Below are 22,391 nucleotides of genomic sequence, written 5' to 3' on the forward strand. Positions count from 1 at the left end.
TTCGAACGAACGTGGGCCGGGACCATCGCGTGCCCCCCCGGCCCACGTTCGTGCGTTCACCTAGTCCAGTCGATAGACCGTGACGGTTCCGGAGTGATGTACGGCATCCGCGTAATCCGCGAGGTCGGGAGAGACGTCGCTGGCCGCGGTGTCCGCGTAGAGCCAACGGACTCCCCGCCGTTGCAGTTGCTCGACGGTGGCGCGGTCGGGATCGTGAAAGACCTTCTCGTTGAGCGCGAAGAGCTTCTGATCCGAGAACGGCTGCGACGTCGCCGGTAGACCGCCCCTACCTGCGTTGCGCTGCGCGGGATCGGTGTAGCCCCATGCCTCGATGAAGACCCGCCGCTCGGTCAGCGCGCTCACCCAGTAGGCGCGCGAGTCGCACTCGGCGTCCTCGGGCACCCGACAGTGGACGTTGGTGGCCACGACGTCCGTCTCGCCCGAGTGATCTCGAACCCACTGTGCCGCAGACGTCTCCTGTGCGGACACGGTCCATGCCTTGTCGTCCGTCACGGTGGAGAACAGGCTTCCACCGTTGTTCTTGCCGACGTTGAACGCGGGAAAGACCAGTGCCGCTCCGAAGAGGATTCCGGCTCCGACGAGCGGCCGGTAACGACTGACCACGAGTGCACCGACGACGAGCGCCAGCGTCAGGAGCGCGAAGGCGAGCACGCTTGCCGGGATGTCCGTCCGGTCGGGCACCGATGTGCCGCTCGCCCAACGAAGGGCCAGAAGCAGCAGCCCACCGATGACGAATCCCACCGAGAGCATCTGCCACCGGCGCGAGGCGCTTCGTTCCCACAGCTCGGCGAATCCCCACCCTGCAAGGAGGGCGATGAGGGGCAGGGCGCCCGTCGGGAAGTAGCCCTGCGACATCCCCGTGTGGTCCACGAGCAGGTAGGCGGCGAGGCTCGCCGCGAAGGACGCGAGCAGGAAGACGGGTGCGGGGTCGGTCCGCCACGTGCGCCCCAGGGCGACGCTCGTTGCGGCGTAGCCGTACTGCACGGCGAGAGCCACGAGCAGACCGACAACGAGCACGACCACTCCCGTTGTCGCGAGATGCGGCATCACGAAGGGGCCGTGGTCGAACGTGTTCGGCGGCTCGACGTAGTGCTTGTACGGGCTCTGGTGCCGGAAGCTTGAGAAGAGTCGGATCTTGGACCCGGCGGAGCCGCCCGCGAACAGGGGCAACGCGAGGGCGATTCCGGCGAGGCAGGAACCGAAGACGATCGCGGCGCCACGTCGCACCGCAGACCTGCGAACGTACACGATTCCCACCGCGAGGGCCCCGCAGCAGAAGACCGGCAGGATGCTCGACTTCGCGCCGGCGCACACGAAGGCGGTCACCAAGCAGACGATGGCGCCCTTCCAGCCGATGCGTGCTCCCCGCAGGATCGGCACGAACAGCCACGCGGCCCACAGGGTGAAGACGAGACCGAAGATCTGCGACGGGCTGGGCCAGACGAAAGCCGTCGTCGGGCCGGTCGGGCCCTTCCAGGCCATGGGCACGATGCCCGCCGGAATCACGAACAGGACGATCGCCGCCGTCCCTGCGATCCAGGCCCCGCTCAGCCTGCGCCCGACGACGAGGCACAGCGCGAGCGCCAGAGCAACAACAGGCAGGTACCACAGGCGCGTCGCCACGTCCGACGTCGAGGTGAAGGAGCCCAGGCTCCCGGACGCCATGTAGGCGTTGCTCAACCAGTGATAGTTGAGCTGACCGAGGACCTCGACGTGAGGAACCGTGGGCAGCGCCGTCCGTTTGAGTTCCGCAGCGATTCCAACGTGCCAGTACAGGTCCTGGTACATCGTGCTGGGACCGGGCGGGCGCGACTGGTGACGTCCGAATCCGACGAAGAGCCACGCCATCCAGAACGTCGCCACGGTGAGTAGCCACAGCGAGCCGGTCGGGATGCCCCGAACCGCAGCCTCGTGCTGCCCGACGCGCTCGTCGTCCACGTCGTGCTCGTCGCCGCTGAGCAGTGTCGTTCGATTCCTGGCGCGTCGCTCCAGAACGCCTGCCGCGACGAGGGCCACTACGCCGCCGGCAACCGTGAACGTCGGCGCACCGACGACCTGCCACAGAAGCCAGTTCGCGAGCTGCGCCCCGATGCCCACGGCCGCGCCGATCGTGGCTCGCTCGAACCCACCGGTGGTGTAGCGCCCAACCAGGGCCCAACCGAAGACCCACCACAAAGCTGTCCACAGGGCGTACCGCAAAGCCGCAAGTGGTTCGACGTCGACGAGAACCGGAGCGGCGAACACCACGAGGAGCAGGACGACGAGTGGTGGGGCGTTACGGCGGTTCAGCACCGGAACATCCTACGGCGCCGCAGACAGTGCCCCGAGCACGGCAAAGGGCCCCGAGGCGAATGCCTCGAGACCCTTTGCGGATGGATCCCCGAAGGGATCAGATCACTTGATGATCTTGGTGACGCGACCGGCGCCGACCGTACGACCACCCTCACGGATGGCGAACTTCAGGCCCTCCTCCATGGCGATGGGCTGGATGAGCTCCACCGTCATGTCGGTGTTGTCGCCGGGCATGACCATCTCGGTGCCCTCGGGCAGGTGAACGACACCCGTGACGTCCGTCGTACGGAAGTAGAACTGCGGACGGTAGTTGTCGTAGAACGGCGTGTGGCGGCCACCCTCGTCCTTCGAGAGGATGTAGACCTGACCCTCGAAGTCCGTGTGCGGGGTGATCGAACCCGGCTTGACGACAACCTGGCCACGCTCGACGTCCTCGCGCTTGACACCGCGAAGGAGCAGACCCACGTTCTCACCGGCGCGACCCTCGTCGAGCAGCTTGCGGAACATCTCGATGCCCGTGACGGTCGTCTTGGTGGCCGGGCCCTCGTGGATGCCGACGATCTCGACGTCCTCGTTGACGTTCAGGACACCGCGCTCGATGCGGCCCGTGACGACGGTTCCACGACCGGTGATCGTGAAGACGTCCTCGACCGGCATGAGGAACGGCTTGTCGATGTCGCGCTCCGGCTCCGGGATGGAGTCGTCGACAGCGTTCATGAGCTCCATGAGCTTGTCGCCCCACTCGGCGTCGCCCTCGAGCGCCTTGAGCGCCGAGACCTGAACGACCGGCAGGTCGTCGCCCGGGAAGTCGTAGGAGGACAGCAGTTCGCGGACCTCCATCTCGACGAGCTCCATGATCTCCTCGTCGTCGACCATGTCAGCCTTGTTCAGCGCGACGACGATGTAGGGAACGCCGACCTGGCGGGCCAGGAGGACGTGCTCCTTCGTCTGCGGCATCGGGCCGTCGGTGGCCGCGACCACGAGGATGGCGCCGTCCATCTGAGCAGCACCGGTGATCATGTTCTTCACGTAGTCAGCGTGACCGGGGCAGTCGACGTGAGCGTAGTGACGCTTCTCCGTCTGGTACTCGATGTGCGCGATCGAAATCGTGATACCGCGCTGCTTCTCCTCCGGCGCCTTGTCGATCTCGTCGAACGGCGTGAAGGGGTTGAGTTCCGGGTACTTGTCGTGCAGAACCTTAGAGATTGCTGCCGTCAGCGTCGTCTTGCCGTGGTCGATGTGACCGATGGTGCCGATGTTGACGTGCGGCTTGCTCCGCTCGAACTTCGCCTTCGCCACTTGGGTCCTCCTCAGGACTTGTGTTGGTCAAACGCTTTGTCGCCTTCGGGGTTGAAGGCGCCGGGACGCGTCTGTTGTTTACAGGTTGTGTTACGGGTCTCTAGACGGGACGGACCCGTTCACTCGCCCCGGATCTTCTTGATGATCTCGTCCGCGACGCTCCGGGGAACCTCGGCGTACGAGTCGAACTGCATCGTGTAGTTGGCACGACCCTGCGTCTTGGAACGAAGGTCACCAACGTACCCGAACATCTCCGACAGCGGAACGAGGCCACGAACGACCTTGGCGCCGCTGACGTCCTCCATGGCCTGGATCTGGCCACGGCGGGAGTTGATGTCGCCGATCACGTCGCCCATGTACTCCTCGGGCGTACGGACCTCGACTGCCATCATCGGCTCGAGCAGCACCGGGTCGGCCTTACGGACGGCCTCCTTCAGTGCCATGGAGCCGGCGATCTTGAACGCCATCTCCGAGGAGTCGACGTCGTGGTAGGCGCCGTCGACCAGCGTGGCCTTGAGGCCCACCAGCGGGTAACCGGCGAGGACACCCTGCTGCATGGCGTCCTGGATGCCGTTGTCGACGCTGGGGATGTACTCACGCGGCACGCGACCACCGACGACGGCGTTGACGAACTCGTAGAGCTCGCCCTCGGACGTGTCGAGGGGCTCGAAGGTGATCTGGACCTTCGCGAACTGACCGGAACCACCGGTCTGCTTCTTGTGCGTGTAGTCGTACTTCGCGACGGCCTTGCGGATCGTCTCGCGGTACGCCACCTGCGGGGCGCCGACGTTGGCCTCGACCTTGAACTCGCGCTTCATGCGGTCGACCAGGATGTCGAGGTGGAGCTCGCCCATACCACGGATGATGGTCTGGCCGGTCTCCTCGTCGAGCTCGACCTGGAAGGTCGGGTCTTCCTGAGCCAGCTTCTGGATGGCCGTGGAGAGCTTCTCCTGGTCACCCTTCGTCTTCGGCTCGATGGCGACCGAGATGACCGGCTCCGGGAACGTCATCGACTCAAGGACGATCTGGCTGCTCGGGTCGCTCAGGGTGTCACCCGTCGTCGTCTCCTTGAGACCGATGGCGGCGTAGATGTGACCAGCCTGTGCCTCGTCGACCGGGTTCTCCTTGTTGGCGTGCATCTGGAAGAGCTTTCCGATGCGCTCCTTCTTGCCCTTGGTCGTGTTGACGACCTGCGAGCCGGCGGAGATCTTGCCCGAGTAGACGCGGATGAAGGTGAGCGAACCGAAGAACGGGTGCGCAGCGACCTTAAACGCGAGGGCCGAGAAGGGCTCGTCGAGAGCCGGCTTACGCGTGATCTCCTGCTCCTCGTCACCCGGGACGTGGCCGATCATCGGCGGCACGTCGAGCGGGCTCGGGAGGTAGTCGACGACGGCGTCGAGCATCGGCTGGACGCCGCGGTTCTTGAACGCGGAGCCACACAGGACCGGGTAGAGCTCGGAGTTGACCGTGAGCTTGCGGATGCCGGCCTTGATCTCGTCCTCGGTCAGCTCCTCGCCGCTGAGGTACTTCTCCATGAGGTCGTCGTCGGACTCGGCGACACGCTCGACGAGCGCGTTGCGGTACTCCTCGGCCTTGGCCTTGAGGTCGTCCGGAATCTCCTGGATCTCGTACTTGGCACCCATGGTGACGTCACCCTTGGCGTCACCCGGCCACACGAGAGCGCGGTTGTAGATGAGGTCGACGACACCGACGAAGTCGTTCTCGGCACCGATCGGCAGCTGGAGCACGAGCGGCTCCGCACCGAGGCGGTCCTTGATCGTCTGGACGGTGAAGTAGAAGTCAGCGCCCATCTTGTCCATCTTGTTGACGAAGCAGACGCGCGGAACGTCGTACTTGTCAGCCTGGCGCCACACCGTCTCGGACTGGGGCTCGACGCCCTCCTTGCCGTCGAAGACAGCGACGGCACCGTCGAGAACGCGCAGCGAGCGCTCGACCTCCACCGTGAAGTCCACGTGACCCGGGGTGTCGATGATGTTGATCTGGGTACCTTCCCAGAACGACGTCACAGCAGCGGACGTGATCGTGATGCCACGCTCCTTCTCCTGCTCCATCCAGTCGGTCGTCGACGCACCGTCGTGCGTCTCACCGATCTTGTGGTTGACGCCGGTGTAGAAGAGGATGCGCTCGGTCGTCGTCGTCTTGCCGGCGTCGATGTGCGCCATGATGCCGATGTTGCGGACCTTCTTCAGGTCGGTCAGCACGTCCTGTGCCACGGTGTCTCTTCTCGTTCGAAGTTCAGAATCAGTACTGGGTGAGCCGGGGTGACGGCCCGATCCATTCTACGAAGAGAACGGACCGCCACCCCAACTCGATCACCAGCGGTAGTGCGCGAAGGCCTTGTTGGACTCGGCCATCTTGTGCGTGTCCTCGCGACGCTTGACAGCGGCACCCAGGCCGTTGCTGGCGTCGAGGATCTCGTTCATCAGGCGCTCCGTCATCGTCTTCTCACGACGCTGACGCGAGTAGCCGACGAGCCAACGCAGCGAGAGCGTCGTGGCGCGGGCCGGCTTGACCTCGATCGGCACCTGGTAGGTCGCACCGCCGACGCGGCGGGACTTGACCTCGAGCGACGGACGGATGTTGTCGAGCGCACGCTTCAGCGTGACGACCGGGTCGGTGCCCGTCTTCTCACGGCAGCCTTCGAGGGCGTCGTACACGATGCGCTCAGCGATGGACTTCTTGCCATCCATGAGGATCTTGTTGACGAGCTGCGTGACGAGCGGCGAACCGTAGACCGGGTCGACGACGAGGGGGCGCTTAGGAGCAGGACCCTTACGAGGCATTACTTCTTCTCCTTCTTCGCGCCGTAGCGGCTACGCGCCTGGTTACGGCCCTTGACACCCTGGGTGTCGAGCGAGCCGCGGATGATCTTGTAGCGCACACCGGGAAGGTCCTTCACACGGCCGCCACGCACGAGCACGATCGAGTGCTCCTGCAGGTTGTGGCCGACGCCCGGGATGTAGGCCGTGACCTCGATACCCGAGGTGAGCTTGACGCGGGCGACCTTGCGCAGAGCCGAGTTCGGCTTCTTCGGGGTCGTGGTGTAGACGCGGGTGCAGACACCGCGTCGCTGGGGGCTGCCCTTAAGAGCCGGAGTTGCGGCCTTGACGGCCTTGTCCTGGCGACCCTTACGGACGAGCTGGTTGATCGTAGGCAACCTGGTTCTCCGAACGTGTCGTTTCTGTTCCGCTCGCCGACCTGGGCCGACGAGCTCCTTGTCATGCCGCGCACCCACGCTCTCGGGCGTGTCCGGCGCGACCCCTCCCCTGCACTTTCGCGCAGACGATCCGCCGGTCCGGCGGACCTTGCCTGACATACGACTGCCCGGCGAGGGTGTGGCAATGGGCAGACTTCCGCCCAAGCACCCATCAAGAGTACCGAGTCGGGGTGCACGCGGCCAAATCCGGCCTGGACCGCAACCCGACACGCCGCCTGAGGTGCCGCCACCCTGATCCCTCGACGCTCCTGCGGCGTCGTCGTCGGAGCACCCCCTTCGGAGGGGGTGCGCGTCGTGCGGGTCGACGTCGGGTCGCCGCCTCGACGGTGGCCCCCGGCCCGTGCTGCCGGCCTGCGTCTACGATGTCGTTGATCCAGTCTCCGACGACTCAGGGCGAGGGCACGCACTTGCACACCATCTCCATCGTGATTCCGGTCTACCAGGGTGAGACCACGTTGCCCTCGGTGATCGACGAGCTGCTCCCCTACACCGAGCCCAGCCGAACCGCGCGCGGAACCGAGTTCCAGGTGTCGGAAATCCTTCTCGTGCACGACAACGGACCCGACGCGAGCGACGACACCATGCGTGCTCTCGCCGAGGCGCACCCCGTGGTCCGTCCGGTCTGGCTGAGCCGCAACTTCGGACAGCACGCGGCGACGCTGGCGGGTATGGCGTCCACCGGCGGTGACTGGATCGTCACGATGGACGAGGACGGTCAGCACGACCCGAAGTTCATCGCCGACATGCTCGACACCGCTCTCACCCAGCAGGCGAGTCTCGTCTACAGCATGGCGCGCAACCCTCCGCCCCACGGCTTCGTACGCAATCTCGCCTCGGTGGGCGCCAAGCGTGTGCTCAGCTCCGCGTCGGGCCTGAAGAACGCCAAGGACTTCCAGAGCTTCCGCCTCATGCTGGGCTCCATCGGTCGCAGTGTCGCCGCGTACGCGGGTCCGAACATCTACCTCGACGTGGCGCTCGGTTGGGTGACGAAGGACGTCGCCACCTGCCCGATCGATCTGCGCGAGGAGGGCGACCGCCCCTCGGGCTACAACTACAAGAGTCTCTTCGGCCACTTCTGGCGGATGTTCCTCACCAGCGGTACACGCGGCCTGCGTGCCGTCAGCCTCCTCGGCGTGGTCGCCGCGATCGCCGGTCTCGTCCTCACCGTCGTCCTCGTCGTGGCGAAACTCTTCTTCGAGCCCAGCCTGCCCTCGGGGTGGCCGTCTCTCATGGTCGCGCTCCTCATCATCGGCGGCGCGATACTCATCTCGCTCGGCATGATCGCCGAGTACATCGGCGTCAACGTCAACATGGCGATGGGTAAGCCCTTGTACCTCATCGTGCCCGATCCGGCTGCCGGACCCCTCGGCCGCGACCGCGCTCAGAGCGGGCCCCAGGCCGGCGTCGAGCAGCCCGCGCGACGTGATGGCTGATCGTCCGACGCTCGTCGTCGGATCGAGCGGCCTGCTCGGTTCGTCCGTCAGTACGCTGCTCGGTGACCGGGCGTTGCGCGCCCGCGTCCGGTGGAGCACACCGGACGCGCCGGGCGACCTGGCCGCCGCGGCGAACGCTCTTCTCGCGAGTGTCGAAGACGCGCCGTGGCGCGTCATGTGGTGCGCAGGCGCCGGCGTGGTCGGCACGTCCCAGGAGGCGCTCGATCGGGAGGTCGAGGAGTTCGCCGGATTCCTCGAGCACCTCACCGCAGCGGCCGGCGACCAGCGCGGCACCGTGTTTCTGGCCTCGTCGGCCGGCGGCCTGCTCGCCGGTGCCGACGGTCCTCGGCCTTTCACCGAGGCAACCGAACCCGCTCCTCTGGCGCCCTACGGCCACGCGAAGCTCGCCATGGAGCAGGTCGCGACGAGAATCCTCGGTGACGCACATCAGCGCCTCGCCATCGGCCGCATCGCCAACCTCTACGGCCCGGGACAGAACCTGGCCAAGATGCAGGGACTCATCTCCCACCTCGGCCGCACGCTCGTCTCCGGCAGCCCGCTCGGGGTCTACGTGCCGATCGACACGATCCGCGACTACCTCTACGCCGACGACTGCGCCGCCATGGCGCTCGCCTTCGTCGAGACGGCCGAGGAGCGCGACCTCGCGCACACGACGAAGATCCTCGCCAGCGGCAACGGTGTGACGATCGGCGAGCTGATCGGCCTGCTACGTCACCTGACGAAGCGCAAGCCGCACGTCATCTACGCCGCCTCCAAGCTGGCCTCCGCGCAGTCGAGCGACCTGCGACTGCGCTCCATGGTGCTGCCGGAGCTCGACGCGTACGCCACCACTCCCCTGCCCGTCGGCGTCTCGGCGACGGTCGAGGGCATCCTGCGCCAGTTCCGCGAGGGAGAACTCGCGAGCTGACCCAGCACGTGCGAGCCCGACAGGGGTCCTCCCCATACGCACAGCTCAACTGAAACGCCGAAGGCGGCCCCGGTCGAAACCGGGCCGCCTTCGGCGTTGGTCCTGCGAACGATCAGCTGTCGAAGCCGAGCGAAGCGTCGTCCAGGCGGACGGCCTCACCCGAACCCGGGCCGAAGACCGGGTAGTCGTACGGCTGGTAGTCCGGCAGCGCGTACATCGCGGCCTTCGCCTCTTCCGTCGGCTCGACCTTGACGTTGCGGTAGCGCGTCAGGCCGGTACCGGCCGGGATGAGCTTACCGAGGATGACGTTCTCCTTGAGGCCCAGCAGCGGGTCGCTCTTGGCGTTCATCGCGGCCTCCGTGAGGACGCGCGTCGTCTCCTGGAACGAAGCGGCCGACAGCCACGACTCGGTGGCCAGCGACGCCTTCGTGATACCCATGAGCTCGCTACGACCCGACGCCGGACGTCCGCCCTCGGCGAGAGCCTGACGCGAAGAGTCCTCGAAGCGCGCGCGCTCCGCCAGCTCACCCGGGAGCAGGTCGGTGTCACCGGCCTCGATGATCGTCACGCGACGCAGCATCTGGCGCACGATGACCTCGATGTGCTTGTCGTGGATCGACACACCCTGCTGGCGGTACACGCCCTGGACCTCGTCGACGAGGTGCTTCTGCACCTCACGCGGGCCGAGGATGCGCAGCACCTGCTTCGGGTCGATCGCACCCTGCACGAGCAGCGTGCCGACCTCGACGCGGTCGCCGTCCGCGACGAGCAGGCGCGCACGCTTGCTCACCGGGTAGGCGTGCGGCTCGGAGCCGTCGTCCGGAACGAGGTGGATTCGACGGGCCTTGTCCGTCTCCTCGATCTCGATCTTTCCGGCGGCCTCGGCGATCGGGGCGACACCCTTCGGCGTACGAGCTTCGAAGAGCTCGACGACTCGGGGCAGACCCTGCGTGATGTCGTCACCGGCAGCACCACCGGTGTGGAAGGTACGCATCGTCAGCTGGGTGCCGGGCTCACCGATCGACTGGGCCGCGATGATACCGACGGCCTCACCGATGTCGACGAGTTTGCCGGTGGCCAGCGAACGGCCGTAGCACTTCGCACACGTACCGACGCGGGACTCACAGGTGAGGACCGAGCGGACCTTGACCTCTTCGATGCCGGCCTCGATCAGCGCGTCGAGCGCGACGTCACCGAGGTCGTCACCGGCCTGCAGGTACGTCTTGCCGTCGATCTCGATGTCGGTCGCGACGTTACGTGCGTACACGCTCGACTCGACGTCCTCGTGCTCGACGAGCGCGCCGTCGGCGTTGCGCTGCGCGATCGGCAGGACGAGACCGCGCTTCGTGCCACAGTCCTCCTCGCGGATGATGACGTCCTGCGACACGTCGACGAGACGACGCGTGAGGTAACCCGAGTCAGCCGTACGCAGAGCGGTGTCGGCCAGACCCTTACGAGCACCGTGGGTCGAGATGAAGAACTCCAGAACCGACAGGCCCTCACGGAAGTTGGCCTTGATCGGACGCGGGATGATCTCGCCCTTCGGGTTGGCCATGAGGCCACGCATACCCGCGAGCTGACGCAGCTGGAACCAGTTACCTCGGGCACCCGAGTTCACCATGCGGTAAATCGGGTTGTCCTTCGGGAAGTTGTTCTCCATCTGCTTGGAGACCTCGTTGGCCGCCTGCGTCCAGATCTCGATGAGCTCCTGACGGCGCTCGTCGTCCGTGATGAGACCACGGTCGAACTGGAGCTGGACCTTCGCGGCCTTCGCGTCGTAGCCCTCGAGGATCTCGTTCTTGTTCGACGGCATGACGACATCCGAGATGGCGACGGTCGTACCCGAGCGCGTGGCCCAGTGGAAACCGGTCTCCTTCAGAGCGTCGAGCGACGCCGCGACCTGGACCTTCGAGTAACGCTCCGCAAGGTCGTTGACGATGGCCGAGAGGACCTTCTTGTCAACGGGCTTGTTGATGTACTCGTAGTCCTCGGGCAGCGTGCCGTTGAAGATCGCGCGACCGAGCGTCGTACGGATACGCAGCTCGGAGACGAAACCGTTCTCGTCGGCCTCGACGCCCTCGGGCAGCGAGGTGCCGGCCGTCGGAACGAAGTCGCGAAGGCGAACCGAGATCGGCGTGCCGATCTTGATCTCGCCGGCGTCGAAGGCCATGCGGGCCTCGGCGACGGTCGAGAACGAACGGATGTCCTCGTCCTTGATCTCGTCGGCGTCGAGCACCTCGGAGGTGAGGTGGAACAGGCCGATGATCATGTCCTGCGTCGGCATCGTCACGGGACGACCGTCGGCGGGCTTGAGGATGTTGTTGCTCGAGAGCATGAGGATGCGGGCCTCGGCCTGCGCCTCGGAGCTCAGCGGCACGTGGACGGCCATCTGGTCACCGTCGAAGTCGGCGTTGAAGGCCGAGCAGACGAGCGGGTGGATCTGGACGGCCTTGCCCTCGACGAGCTGGGGCTCGAACGCCTGGATGCCGAGACGGTGCAGCGTCGGTGCACGGTTGAGCAGCACGGGGTGCTCACGGATGACCTCTTCGAGGACGTCCCACACGACCGGGCGAGCACGCTCGACCATGCGCTTGGCCGACTTGATGTTCTGCGCGTGCTCGAGGTCGACCAGACGCTTCATGACGAACGGCTTGAACAGCTCGAGCGCCATCTGCTTGGGCAGACCACACTGGTGCAGCTTCAGGGTCGGGCCGACGACGATGACCGAACGGCCGGAGTAGTCGACGCGCTTACCGAGCAGGTTCTGACGGAAGCGACCCTGCTTGCCCTTGAGCATGTCGGAGAGCGACTTGAGCGGACGGTTGCCCGGACCGGTGACCGGACGACCACGGCGGCCGTTGTCGAACAGCGCGTCGACGGCCTCCTGAAGCATGCGCTTCTCGTTGTTGACGATGATCTCCGGCGCACCGAGGTCGAGCAGTCGCTTGAGTCGGTTGTTGCGGTTGATCACGCGGCGGTACAGGTCGTTGAGGTCGGACGTCGCGAAACGGCCACCGTCGAGCTGAACCATCGGGCGCAGGTCCGGCGGGATGACCGGAACGCAGTTGAGAACCATGCCGGCAGGCTTGTTCTCGGTCTGCTGGAAGGCCGTGACGACGCGCAGGCGCTTGAGCGCACGCGTCTTCTTCTGGCCCTTGCCCGTGGCGATGATCTCGCGCAGCAGTTCGGCCTCGGCGTCGAGGTCGAAGTTCTCGAGGCGCTTCTGCAGTGCAGCGGCGCCCATGCCGCCCTCGAAGTACAGACCGAAACGGTCGCGCATCTCGCGGTAGAGGACCTCGTCGCCCTCGAGGTCTTGGACCTTGAGGTTCTTGAAGCGGTCCCAGACCTGCTCGAGGCGCTCGATCTGCTGGTCCGCACGCTTGCGGATCTGCGTCATCTCGCGCTCGGCGGACTCGCGCACCTTGCGGCGGGCGTCAGCCTTGGCGCCCTCCTTCTCGAGTTCCGCGAGGTCGGCCTCGAGCTTGGACGAACGCGTGTTGATGTCGCCGTCGCGACGGTTCTCGAGTTCCTTCTTCTCGACCTCGATCTGGTTCTCGAGCGACGGCAGGTCGGCGTGACGCTGCTCCTCGTCGACCGAGGTGATCATGTAGGCCGCGAAGTAGATGACCTTCTCGAGGTCCTTCGGGGCGAGGTCGAGCAGGTAGCCCAGGCGGCTCGGGACACCCTTGAAGTACCAGATGTGCGTCACCGGAGCGGCGAGCTCGATGTGACCCATGCGCTCACGGCGAACCGCGGAACGGGTGACCTCGACGCCGCAGCGCTCACAGATGATGCCCTTGAAGCGGACACGCTTGTACTTACCGCAGTAGCACTCCCAGTCGCGAGTCGGGCCGAAGATCTTCTCGCAGAAGAGGCCGTCCTTCTCGGGCTTGAGGGTGCGGTAGTTGATGGTTTCGGGCTTCTTGACCTCGCCGTGCGACCACGTGCGGATGTCGTCCGCGGTCGCGAGGCCGATACGAAGCTCATCGAAGAAGTTGACGTCCAGCACTGTGCTGATTCCTTCTCTCGCCTAAATCTGAAAAGTCTGATCGTTGCTGTTGTGGTTGTCCGCACGCCTTTGGGCGCGGGACCTAACGTCTGCCGGGGACCGGGGCGCGCTTGGCACGAGCGCGCCCCGGTCTGGCCGTGATCAGACTTCCTCGACGCTGCTCGGCTCGCGGCGCGACAGGTCGATACCCAGCTCCTCGGCAGCGCGGAAGACTTCCTGCTCCGAGTCGCGAAGGTCGATCGCCGTGCCGTCGCTGCTGAGGACCTCAACGTTGAGGCAGAGCGACTGCATTTCCTTGATGAGGACCTTGAACGATTCCGGAATGCCGGGCTCGGGGATGTTCTCGCCCTTGACGATGGCCTCGTACACCTTGACGCGGCCGGTGACGTCGTCCGACTTGATGGTGAGCAGCTCCTGCAGCGCGTAGGCGGCGCCGTACGCCTCCAGGGCCCACACCTCCATCTCGCCGAATCGCTGACCACCGAACTGCGCCTTACCACCGAGCGGCTGCTGGGTGATCATCGAGTACGGACCGGTCGAACGGGCGTGGATCTTCTCGTCCACCAGGTGGTGGAGCTTGAGGATGTACATGTAGCCCACCGACACCGGGTCCGGGAACGGCTCGCCGGAACGACCGTCGAACAGCTGCGCCTTGCCGGAGTTGTCGATGAGACGCACGCCGTCACGGGTCTTGTTCGTCGAGTCGAGCAGACCGCGGATCTCGGCCTCTCGCGCACCGTCGAACACCGGGGTGGCGATACGCGTATTGGCGCCGGCCTGACGCGCGTCCTCGGGGATCTTGGCGGCCCACTCCGGCGTGCCCTCGATGTTCCAGCCACGCGACGCGGCCCAGCCCATGTGCAGCTCGAGGACCTGACCCGGGTTCATTCGGGACGGAACACCGAGCGGGTTGAGCACGACGTCGACCGGCGTGCCGTCCTCGAGGAACGGCATGTCCTCGACCGGCAGGATCTTCGAGATGACGCCCTTGTTGCCGTGACGGCCGGCGAGCTTGTCACCGTCGGTGATCTTGCGCTTGTTCGCGACGTACACACGCACGAGCTGGTTGACGCCCGGGGGAAGCTCGTCGCCCTCCTCGCGGTCGAAGACCTTGACGCCGATGACCGTGCCGGTCTCGCCGTGCGGGACCTTCATGGACGTGTCACGGACCTCGCGGGCCTTCTCACCGAAGATGGCGCGCAGGAGGCGCTCCTCCGGCGTCAGCTCGGTCTCACCCTTGGGCGTGACCTTGCCGACGAGCAGGTCGCCGTCGCGGACCTCGGCGCCGATGCGGATGATGCCGCGCTCGTCGAGGTCGGCGAGGACCTCCTCGGAGACGTTCGGGATGTCCCGCGTGATCTCCTCCGGGCCGAGCTTCGTGTCACGAGCGTCGATCTCGTGCTCCTCGATGTGGATCGAGGAGAGCGTGTCGTCCTGGACGAGACGCTGGCTGAGGATGATGGCGTCCTCGTAGTTGTAGCCCTCCCACGGCATGAACGCCACGAGCAGGTTCTTACCGAGCGACATCTCGCCACCGTCGGTCGCGGGACCATCGGCGATGACAGCGCCTTCCTCCAGACGCTCACCCTCGGTGACCACGACACGCTGGTTGTAGCAGGTGCCCTGGTTCGAACGCGTGAACTTCGCGATGCGGTAGGTGCTGTACGTGGCGTCGTCGTTGGCGACGGTCACGAGGTCGGCGGAGACCTCCTGCACGACACCGGCCTTCGTCGCACGCACGACGTCACCCGAGTCGAGTGCCGCGCGGTACTCGATGCCGGTACCCACGAGCGGGGCCTCCGAGCGCACGAGCGGCACGGCCTGACGCTGCATGTTGGCACCCATGAGGGCGCGGTTGGCGTCGTCGTGCTCGAGGAACGGGATGAGCGCGGTGGCGGCCGAGACCATCTGACGTGCGGACACGTCCATGAAGTCGACCTCGTCGCGCGCGACGTCGCTCGCCTCGCCGCCCTTGGTGCGGGCCATGACGCGATCTTCGACGAACTCGTTGTCCTGCGTCAGCGGGGCGTTGGCCTGCGCGATGACGTAGGTGTCCTCCTCGTCGGCGGACAGGTAGACGACCTCGTCGGAGACCTTGCCGTTCTCGACCTTGCGGTACGGCGTCTCGACAAATCCGAACGGGTTGATGCGACCGTACGACGCGAGCGAACCGATGAGGCCGATGTTCGGGCCTTCCGGCGTCTCGATCGGGCACATGCGGCCGTAGTGCGACGGGTGGACGTCACGGACCTCCATGCCGGCGCGGTCACGGGAGAGACCACCCGGGCCCAGCGCGGAGAGACGACGCTTGTGCGTCAGACCGGCGAGCGGGTTGTTCTGGTCCATGAACTGCGACAGCTGCGAGGTGCCGAAGAACTCCTTGATCGACGCCACGACCGGGCGGATGTTGATCAGGGTCTGCGGCGTGATGGCCTCGACGTCCTGCGTCGTCATGCGCTCACGAACCACGCGCTCCATACGGGAAAGACCCGTGCGGACCTGGTTCTGGATGAGCTCACCGACGTTGCGGAGGCGACGGTTGCCGAAGTGGTCGATGTCGTCGACCTCGACACGCACGTCGACGTCCTCGCCGTGACGCTTGCCCTTCATCGTGTCCTCGCCGGCGTGCAGCGCGACGATGTACTTGATGGTGGCCACGACGTCGTCGACCGACAGCGTCGAGTCCTCGAGGCCGCCGTCGACACCGAGCTTCTTGTTGACCTTGTAGCGGCCGACCTTCGCGAGGTCGTAACGCTTGCCGTTGAAGTACAGGTTGTCGAGCAGCTGCTGAGCGGCCTCACGCGTCGGCGGTTCGCCCGGACGCAGCTTGCGGTAGATCTCGAGCAGCGCGGCGTCCTGGTCGGCCGTGTGGTCCTTCTCCAGGGTGGCGCGCATCGACTCGTACTGGCCGAACTCCTCGAGGATCTGAGCCTCGGTCCAGCCGAGGGCCTTGAGCAGGACGGTGACGGACTGCTTGCGCTTGCGGTCGACGCGAACGCCGACCATGTCGCGCTTGTCGACCTCGAACTCGAGCCAGGCACCGCGGCTCGGGATGACCTTGGCCGTGTAGATCTCCTTGTCGGAGGTCTTGTCGATGCTGCGCTCGAAGTACACGCCGGGGCTGCGCACGAGCTGCGAGACGACGACACGCTCGGTGCCGTTGATGACGAAGGTGCCGCGGTCGGTCATGAGCGGGAAGTCGCCCATGAAGACCGTCTGGCTCTTGATCTCGCCGGTCTCGGCGTTCATGAACTCGGCGGTGACGAAGAGGGGAGCCGCGTACGTCATGTCGCGCTCCTTGCACTCGTCGATCGAGTACTTGACGTCCTCGAAGCGGTGGTCGCGGAAGCTCAGCGACATGGAGCCGGAGAAGTCTTCGATCGGGGAGATCTCCTCGAAGATCTCCTCGAGACCGGAGCGCTCGGGGACGTCGACACGGCCCTCGGCCTTGGCGGCGGCCACGCGGGCCTGCCACTTCTCGTTGCCGAGGAGCCAGTCGAAGCTCTCGGTCTGCAACGCGAGCAGATCCGGGATTTCGAGGGGCTCACGAATTTTGGCGAAGGTGAGACGGCCGGAGGCAGTCTTCGCCGAGGACAGAGTCTGGGTCGCGGTGCGCGAGGCAGCCAAGGAGTGTTCCTTCCACAGGCCTAACAGAGCGGCTAATACGTGCCCTCAGCCCCGGACGGAACCCGAACCCCAACGCACTCGAGCGCGAGGATCGAACCCACCCGTCGTGGTGACCGGGACGCGACGCGGCCGCAGCCGGTCGAACAGTCGATCTCGTCGTCGTGCTTCGTTGGTTTTCGAGGGTGCCCAGAGACAAGGCAGCGCAAAATAGCAGAATAGTCCCCCGGCCGGGGACATGCAAGTTCGACGTCGTCGAGCGTTCGCTTTGTGCGTCGCGCTCCACCTGAGTCGATATGGAACGAGCCTCTCCCCCGAGGCTCGTATTGAGTTACATGAGGATGGCTCAGCCGGGCTCGCCAGTCAAGCACCCACACCGCGCCGCGCCCGAGCGACCGGCAAAACCCCCGTGATGACACCCCATCCGGGTGATTCGCGGCAGGTCGCCGAGCGGGCGCCCGAGGCTCCGGCTAGCCCGCCAGAGCCCCGAACCGCCCACTCAGCCTGGACCACGGACCGACAGCGGCGACGCGCCCGTCCACGAGCACGACGACGCGGTCGGCCCGGGCCAGTGCGGCCCGCTTCGAACTCGCCCCGATGACGGTGGAGCCTCGCTCGCGCAGCGCGTTCCACAACTCCAGCTCGGTGGTGGCGTCGAGGGCGCTCGAGACGTCGTCGGCGACGATGAGTTCGGCGTTGGTGGCGAGTGCGCGCGCCAGGGCGAGACGTTGCACCTGCCCGCCCGACAGCCGCAGGCCGCGGTGACCGACCAGCGCATCGACACCCCCGGCCCGCTCGATGTCGGGCACGAGACGGGCATCGGCGACGGCCTCGTCGTACCGACGCGGAAGACCGAGACGGATGTTGTCACCGAAGGTGCCCGACAGAACGCGGGGCGTCTGGGACACGTACGCCACCTGGCCCGGCCGCAGGAAGCTCTCCTCGTCCTCGACGACCTTCCCGTTCCACCGCAGTTCGCCGGTGTGGCGCACGAGCCCGGCGAGCGCGCCGAGCAGGCTCGACTTGCCTGAACCCACCTGACCGAGGACGAGGACGAGTTCGCCCGCCTCCACGGTGAGCGAGACGTCCTCGACGCCCAGCGTGCCGTCGTCGTGCACGGCCGAGAGGTGCTCGAGGCGCAGGCTCTCGAGCGGTTCCCCCGGCTCCTCTTGGGGCGCCGGGGCCCGGCCCGCCGCGAGGTCGACGTCCTTCGGCAGCGACGTGATGTCACGACCACCCGCGTAGGCCACCGTGGCCTGCTGCCACGCCCGGGTGCCGGGAGCCTCCGTGACCACGGCGCTGGCCACCTGGCCGAACCACTCGAACCCCATCGCCGCGTTCGCGACGAGGAGGCCCGTCGCGAGGCTCCACACGTCCCAGACGACACCGGCCCAGGCGATGACGACACCGGCTTCGATCGCGACGAGCGGAACGCCCTGGAGCACGGCGGCGATGCGGTGCTCCCGCACGGCGGCGTCGACGCGGCCCGCGTCCACCTGGCGCAGGTGCTCGCGCGCCTCCCGCAGACGCCCCGCCAGCTTCACGGTGCGCGCCGACTCGACGACGGAGACCAGCGCCCGGCCGAAGCGGGCACGGCTCTTCGACGCCGCAGCGGCGGAACTTCCTGCGAGGGGACGGCCGAGGGCCGAAGCAGCGGAGGAGACGAGCATGATGGCGGCGAGCACGGCACCGGTGAGCGGTGTGCCGGACACGAGCGACGTCACCGCGACGATGGCCAGACCGTTGAGGAAGTCGACCCAGCGGTCGGCGTATTTCACGAAGCGGTCGGCGTCCATCGCTCGGGCCACGACCTCGCCGGGCGGGGTGGCCTCCAGCCGCGACGTTGCCGTCTGACCGAGCAGCACGTTGAGTCGCACTCGAAGGAGCACCTCGATCCACCACCGGGGGTAGCGCGAAACGGCCCACGCGAGGATGCCCGGCCCGAGCAGCACCGCGACGAGGGAGGCGACGAGCCAGGGGCGCCACTCAGCATCCGCGACGAGGGCCTCGACCGTCGTTCCCCACACCCAACCGGTGATGGCTCCCACCGAACCGACGAGGGAGAAGGCGAGGAAGCCCAGCCCCGGGATGGCGCCCCACAGGGGCTTGACCAGGAGCGCGTCACGGATACCCCGCCACAGCGGAGGGGCGGGGTCGACCTTGCGAGCGGCAGGCACGTCAGTGCGCCGACGAGCTCGCAGAACGGGTTGATCGTCCGGCGCCGACGGCGCGTCAGGCGTATCGGCCTCGGGTACCGAAGCGTCGGCTGCCTCCGCAGCCTCGAGGAGGCGGCTGAAGTGGCCCGGTGCCTGCGACAGCTCGTCGTGCGTGCCGAACTGCGCCACGCGGCCGCGATCGAGCACCGCGACGAAGTCAGCGCGTTCGATGGTCGAGAGGCGGTGGGCGATGATGACCCCGGTGCGGTTCTTGAGCAGCCGCTCCGACGCCGCGACCACGCGCGCCTCCGTCACCGGATCCATCCGCGCCGTGGCCTCGTCGAGGATGACGACCTCGACGTCGCGTGCGAGCAGACGGGCGAAGGCGACGAGTTGCGCCTCCCCCGCCGAGAGCGTGATGCCTCCCGGGCCGAGCAGGGTGTCGACGCCGTTCGGCAGTCCCTCGACCCAGTCGCTCAATCCGAGCTCGGCCATGATCGCCGTCACCCGGGCATTGTCCGCCTCGCCGAAGAGCGTGACGTTCTCGGCCAGCGTGCCCGCGAGGATGTCGGTCTTCTGGGTCACCGTCCCCACAGCGGCGCGCAGGGCGTCGACGTCGAGCTCGAGCACATCACGTCCGCCGACGAACACCTGGCTCGCAGGCGGCTCGACGGCCCTGGAGACGAGGCTCGCGAGCGTCGACTTGCCGGAACCCGTGCGCCCGACGAGCGCGAGCGTCGCACCGGCGGGAAGCCGCAGGTCGACGTTCTCGAGGACGACGTCGTCCCCCGTGTAGGAGAACGTGAGGTCGCGGAACTCGAGACTGAGATCGCCGTCGGGGACCGGATCGCCCTCGACGCGCTCGGGCTCGACCGCCATGAGCTGACGCAGTCGGGTGATGGCGCCGAGGCCGGCCTGCAGGTCGGGAAGCTGCTCGGCGAGGCGCCCGACCCGCCCGACGAAGGTGCTCGTCACGAGCACGAGCGTCACAACCTGCGAGACCGCGAGGTCACCGCGCGAGGCGAGAACGACACTGACCGCCATCGCCACGGCGAGCAGGAGATGCAGCGTCAGCCCGGAGCGAAGGATGACGCCGACTTCGAGGCGCAGCACGTCCTGGAAACGACGGTGCACCACCGACGACAGGCGCACGATGTTGGCCAGGACGAAGCCCTGGCCGAGGTTGGTGCGGATGTCGTCACGCGCGGCCACGCCCTCTTCGAACGCAGCGGCATGCTCTGTCCACTGGGCTTCCTCGATGACCTTCCGCTCGGCGATCTTGCCCAGCAGGGGCTTGATGAGCCAGAAGGCCCCCGCGGCGAAGAGCGGGAACATCACCCACGCGGGAGTCCAGGACACGCCCGCCACGACCCACATGGGCACGAGCGCGAAGACGGTGTTGAGCACCATCCACAGCTGCATGCGCACGAGGTTGTTCACCTCGTGGGTGTCGTCGTCGACGCGGTCGAGCACCTCTCCCACGGCCTGCTCCGACAGCGCCGCGAGGGGCTGGTGGAGCACGGCGTCGACGAGGTCCTGGCGCAGCGCGCCGGCAGCCCGGTCGACGACGGTGGCCCACACGTATCGACCCACCGTGTTGAGCACGGCGCTGCCGAGCAGGAGCACGGCCAGCCACGCGACGAGCCCGCCCTCGGGATGTTCCGCGAGCCGCCCTGCGAGGAGCGCCGCGGTCGAGGGACCCACCGACGAGACGGCCAGCGCAACGAGCGCGATCACAGCGGCGGGGCCACGCAGGCGTCGCCAGTCGACAGGAGCCCGATGGGCTTCGGAAGCCGATCGGGTGGGGGCGGACGCTGACTGCTGACTCATGGCCCGGAACACACTAGAGGCAGCCGGTGACGACCGCACACGAATATTGCCCCGACACAAACGACCATCGGGCCGCACCCGCAGGTGCGACCCGATGGTCGAAGTTCACGATCCCAGGCGAGCCTGGGACGAGATCACTTGAGCTCGACGGTGGCGCCGGCGCCCTCGAGGGACTCCTTGGCCTTGTCCGCGGTCTCCTTGTTGACACCCTCGAGAACGGGCTTCGGAGCACCGTCAACGAGGTCCTTGGCCTCCTTCAGACCGAGGGACGTCAGGGCGCGGACCTCCTTGATGACCTGGATCTTCTTGTCACCGGCAGCGGCCAGGATGACGTCGAACTCGTCCTTCTCCTCGGCAGCGGCAGCGTCGCCACCGGCAGCCGGAGCGGCACCGGCAACTGCAACCGGGGCAGCAGCGGTGACGTTGAACTTGTCCTCGAAGAGCGTCACGAACTCGGAGAGCTCGATGAGCGTCATTTCCTTGAAAGCCTCAAGGAGCTCGTCGTTGGAGAGCTTCGCCATGATGGGCGTCCTTTCTGTTCTTGTCGGATCCCAGATGTTCTCTGGCGATCCGTGCCGTGAGTGGCGTTGTGTTGGGTGCGACCTGCTCGACGGGTGTCGAGATCAGGCCTCGTCGCCACCCTCGGCGACGTCTGCGGTGGCCTCTTCGGCAGCCGGAGCTGCGTCGGAAACCGGGCCCTCGGTCTCGACCTTCGCGCGCAGGGCCTCGATTGCACGAGCGCTCTGCGACAGCGGGGCCGCGAAGAGGTAAACCGCCTGGCTGAGCGAGGCCTGGAAGCCCCCGGCCAGCTTGGCGAGCAGGGTCTCGCGGGACTCGAGGTCCGCAAGCTTGTTGATCTCCTCGGCCGACATGGCCTTGCCGTCAAGGACGCCGCCCTTGATGACGAGGAGAGGGTTGGCCTTGGCGAAGTCACGCAGCTTCTTCGCCGTCTCCACCGGGTCACCGGTGACGAAGGCGATAGCGGACGGGCCCTGGAGCTGGCCGTCGAAGGCCGTGACTCCGGCCTCGGCAGCCGCACGAGCGGTCAGCGTGTTCTTCACCACGGAGTAAGTGGCGTGCTCACGAATGGAGTTACGCAGATCGGTGATCTGCGCCACGGTCAGGCCGCGGTACTCCGTCAGCACGGCAGCATCCGAGTTGCGGAAGTTGTCCGCGAGCTCGGCAATGGCTGCATCCTTTGCGGCAGTAGCCATGCGTGCCTCCTTCGGTGGTGAATGCCAGTGGTGAGGGCGCACATGAAAAAGAGCCTCAGGCGCAGGCGCGCTGAGGCTCGTATGTCACCGACGATCACACTCGAAGAGGCGATCACGATGGACGGCTTAGCTCACCTGCGCGGGCTGCTCACTTCCGTGAGGCCTTCGGTCGTGCGCCGCTTCGAGAAGCAACTCATGACAACCGGCGGTCATTGGTACGCAAGAGACTACCGGGCGCGGTGCCAGCGACCAAATCGAGGGCGCCGTCTTGCCCGGACGGCACGGACGTCGTCGACAGCACACCTGCTGTTCATCCACCGGACGCATCGGGCGCGCTCCGCGAACTC

12 protein-coding genes are annotated in these 22,391 nt (G+C 66.7%); 2 read left to right on the forward strand and 10 right to left on the reverse strand.

The window, feature by feature from the left end; genetic code table 11:
• Window positions 1–60: 60 nt before the first annotated feature.
• The 5 genes from AA983_RS01030 to rpsL form a co-directional block, all read right to left on the reverse strand.
• Window positions 61–2,313 (reverse strand): hypothetical protein, encoded by a 2,253-nt coding sequence (locus AA983_RS01030; protein WP_047310396.1) that lies wholly within the window; start codon window positions 2,311–2,313, stop codon window positions 61–63.
• 102 nt (window positions 2,314–2,415) lie between these two features.
• On the reverse strand, window positions 2,416–3,612 hold the full coding sequence (tuf, locus tag AA983_RS01035) for an elongation factor Tu (protein WP_047310397.1): 1,197 nt from the start codon (window positions 3,610–3,612) through the stop codon (window positions 2,416–2,418).
• A gap of 119 nt (window positions 3,613–3,731) precedes the next feature.
• On the reverse strand, window positions 3,732–5,846 hold the full coding sequence (gene fusA / locus AA983_RS01040; RefSeq protein ID WP_047310398.1) for an elongation factor G: 2,115 nt from the start codon (window positions 5,844–5,846) through the stop codon (window positions 3,732–3,734).
• A gap of 99 nt (window positions 5,847–5,945) precedes the next feature.
• Window positions 5,946–6,416, reverse strand: coding sequence for a 30S ribosomal protein S7 (gene rpsG / locus AA983_RS01045; RefSeq protein WP_047310399.1), 471 nt, complete (start codon window positions 6,414–6,416; stop codon window positions 5,946–5,948).
• The gene (gene rpsL, locus AA983_RS01050) at window positions 6,416–6,790 is read right to left on the reverse strand and encodes a 30S ribosomal protein S12 (RefSeq protein WP_047310400.1); all 375 of its coding nucleotides are present in this window, start codon (window positions 6,788–6,790) and stop codon (window positions 6,416–6,418) included. The genes rpsG and rpsL overlap by 1 nt, the downstream gene beginning before the upstream one ends.
• 485 nt (window positions 6,791–7,275) lie before the next feature.
• Between rpsL and AA983_RS01055 the strand changes: the two genes are divergently transcribed.
• Window positions 7,276–8,283, forward strand: coding sequence for a glycosyltransferase (locus AA983_RS01055; RefSeq protein ID WP_231579492.1), 1,008 nt, complete (start codon window positions 7,276–7,278; stop codon window positions 8,281–8,283).
• Window positions 8,276–9,211, forward strand: a complete 936-nt coding sequence (locus tag AA983_RS01060) for an NAD-dependent epimerase/dehydratase family protein (RefSeq protein ID WP_047310401.1) — start codon at window positions 8,276–8,278, stop codon at window positions 9,209–9,211. The genes AA983_RS01055 and AA983_RS01060 overlap by 8 nt, the downstream gene beginning before the upstream one ends.
• A gap of 112 nt (window positions 9,212–9,323) precedes the next feature.
• On the opposite strand, the gene AA983_RS01065 is transcribed toward AA983_RS01060, so the two are convergent.
• The 5 genes from AA983_RS01065 to rplJ all read right to left on the reverse strand — a co-directional run bounded on the left by AA983_RS01065 (window position 9,324) and on the right by rplJ (window position 22,044).
• Window positions 9,324–13,220, reverse strand: coding sequence for a DNA-directed RNA polymerase subunit beta' (locus AA983_RS01065; RefSeq protein ID WP_047310402.1), 3,897 nt, complete (start codon window positions 13,218–13,220; stop codon window positions 9,324–9,326).
• Between the two features lie 141 nt (window positions 13,221–13,361).
• Window positions 13,362–16,847 carry a DNA-directed RNA polymerase subunit beta gene (gene rpoB / locus AA983_RS01070; protein ID WP_047310403.1) on the reverse strand — a complete coding sequence of 1,162 codons (3,486 nt, stop codon included), beginning with the start codon at window positions 16,845–16,847 and terminating at the stop codon, window positions 13,362–13,364.
• 467 nt (window positions 16,848–17,314) lie between these two features.
• Window positions 17,315–20,830, reverse strand: coding sequence for an ABC transporter ATP-binding protein (locus tag AA983_RS01075; protein ID WP_047310404.1), 3,516 nt, complete (start codon window positions 20,828–20,830; stop codon window positions 17,315–17,317).
• Between the two features lie 134 nt (window positions 20,831–20,964).
• Window positions 20,965–21,351: a 50S ribosomal protein L7/L12 gene (gene rplL, locus AA983_RS01080; protein ID WP_047310405.1), complete on the reverse strand. Its 387-nt coding sequence runs from the start codon at window positions 21,349–21,351 to the stop codon at window positions 20,965–20,967.
• Between the two features lie 102 nt (window positions 21,352–21,453).
• Window positions 21,454–22,044, reverse strand: coding sequence for a 50S ribosomal protein L10 (rplJ, locus tag AA983_RS01085; RefSeq protein WP_047310406.1), 591 nt, complete (start codon window positions 22,042–22,044; stop codon window positions 21,454–21,456).
• Between the last annotated feature and the right edge of the window lie 347 nt (window positions 22,045–22,391).

Origin of the sequence: Dermacoccus sp. PE3 (assembly GCF_001021715.1) — a bacterium.
Classification (GTDB): domain Bacteria; phylum Actinomycetota; class Actinomycetes; order Actinomycetales; family Dermatophilaceae; genus Dermacoccus; species Dermacoccus abyssi.

What these genes read in the sequence shown, in the direction of transcription:
- rpsG (WP_047310399.1), bottom strand. Translation starts at nt 6,416, where the DNA reads ATGCCTCGTAAGGGTCCTGCTCCTAAGCGCCCCCTCGTCGTCGACCCG.
- AA983_RS01060 (WP_047310401.1), top strand. Translation starts at nt 8,276, where the DNA reads ATGGCTGATCGTCCGACGCTCGTCGTCGGATCGAGCGGCCTGCTCGGT.
- AA983_RS01075 (WP_047310404.1), bottom strand. Translation starts at nt 20,830, where the DNA reads ATGAGTCAGCAGTCAGCGTCCGCCCCCACCCGATCGGCTTCCGAAGCC.
- rplL (WP_047310405.1), bottom strand. Translation starts at nt 21,351, where the DNA reads ATGGCGAAGCTCTCCAACGACGAGCTCCTTGAGGCTTTCAAGGAAATG.
- rplJ (WP_047310406.1), bottom strand. Translation starts at nt 22,044, where the DNA reads ATGGCTACTGCCGCAAAGGATGCAGCCATTGCCGAGCTCGCGGACAAC.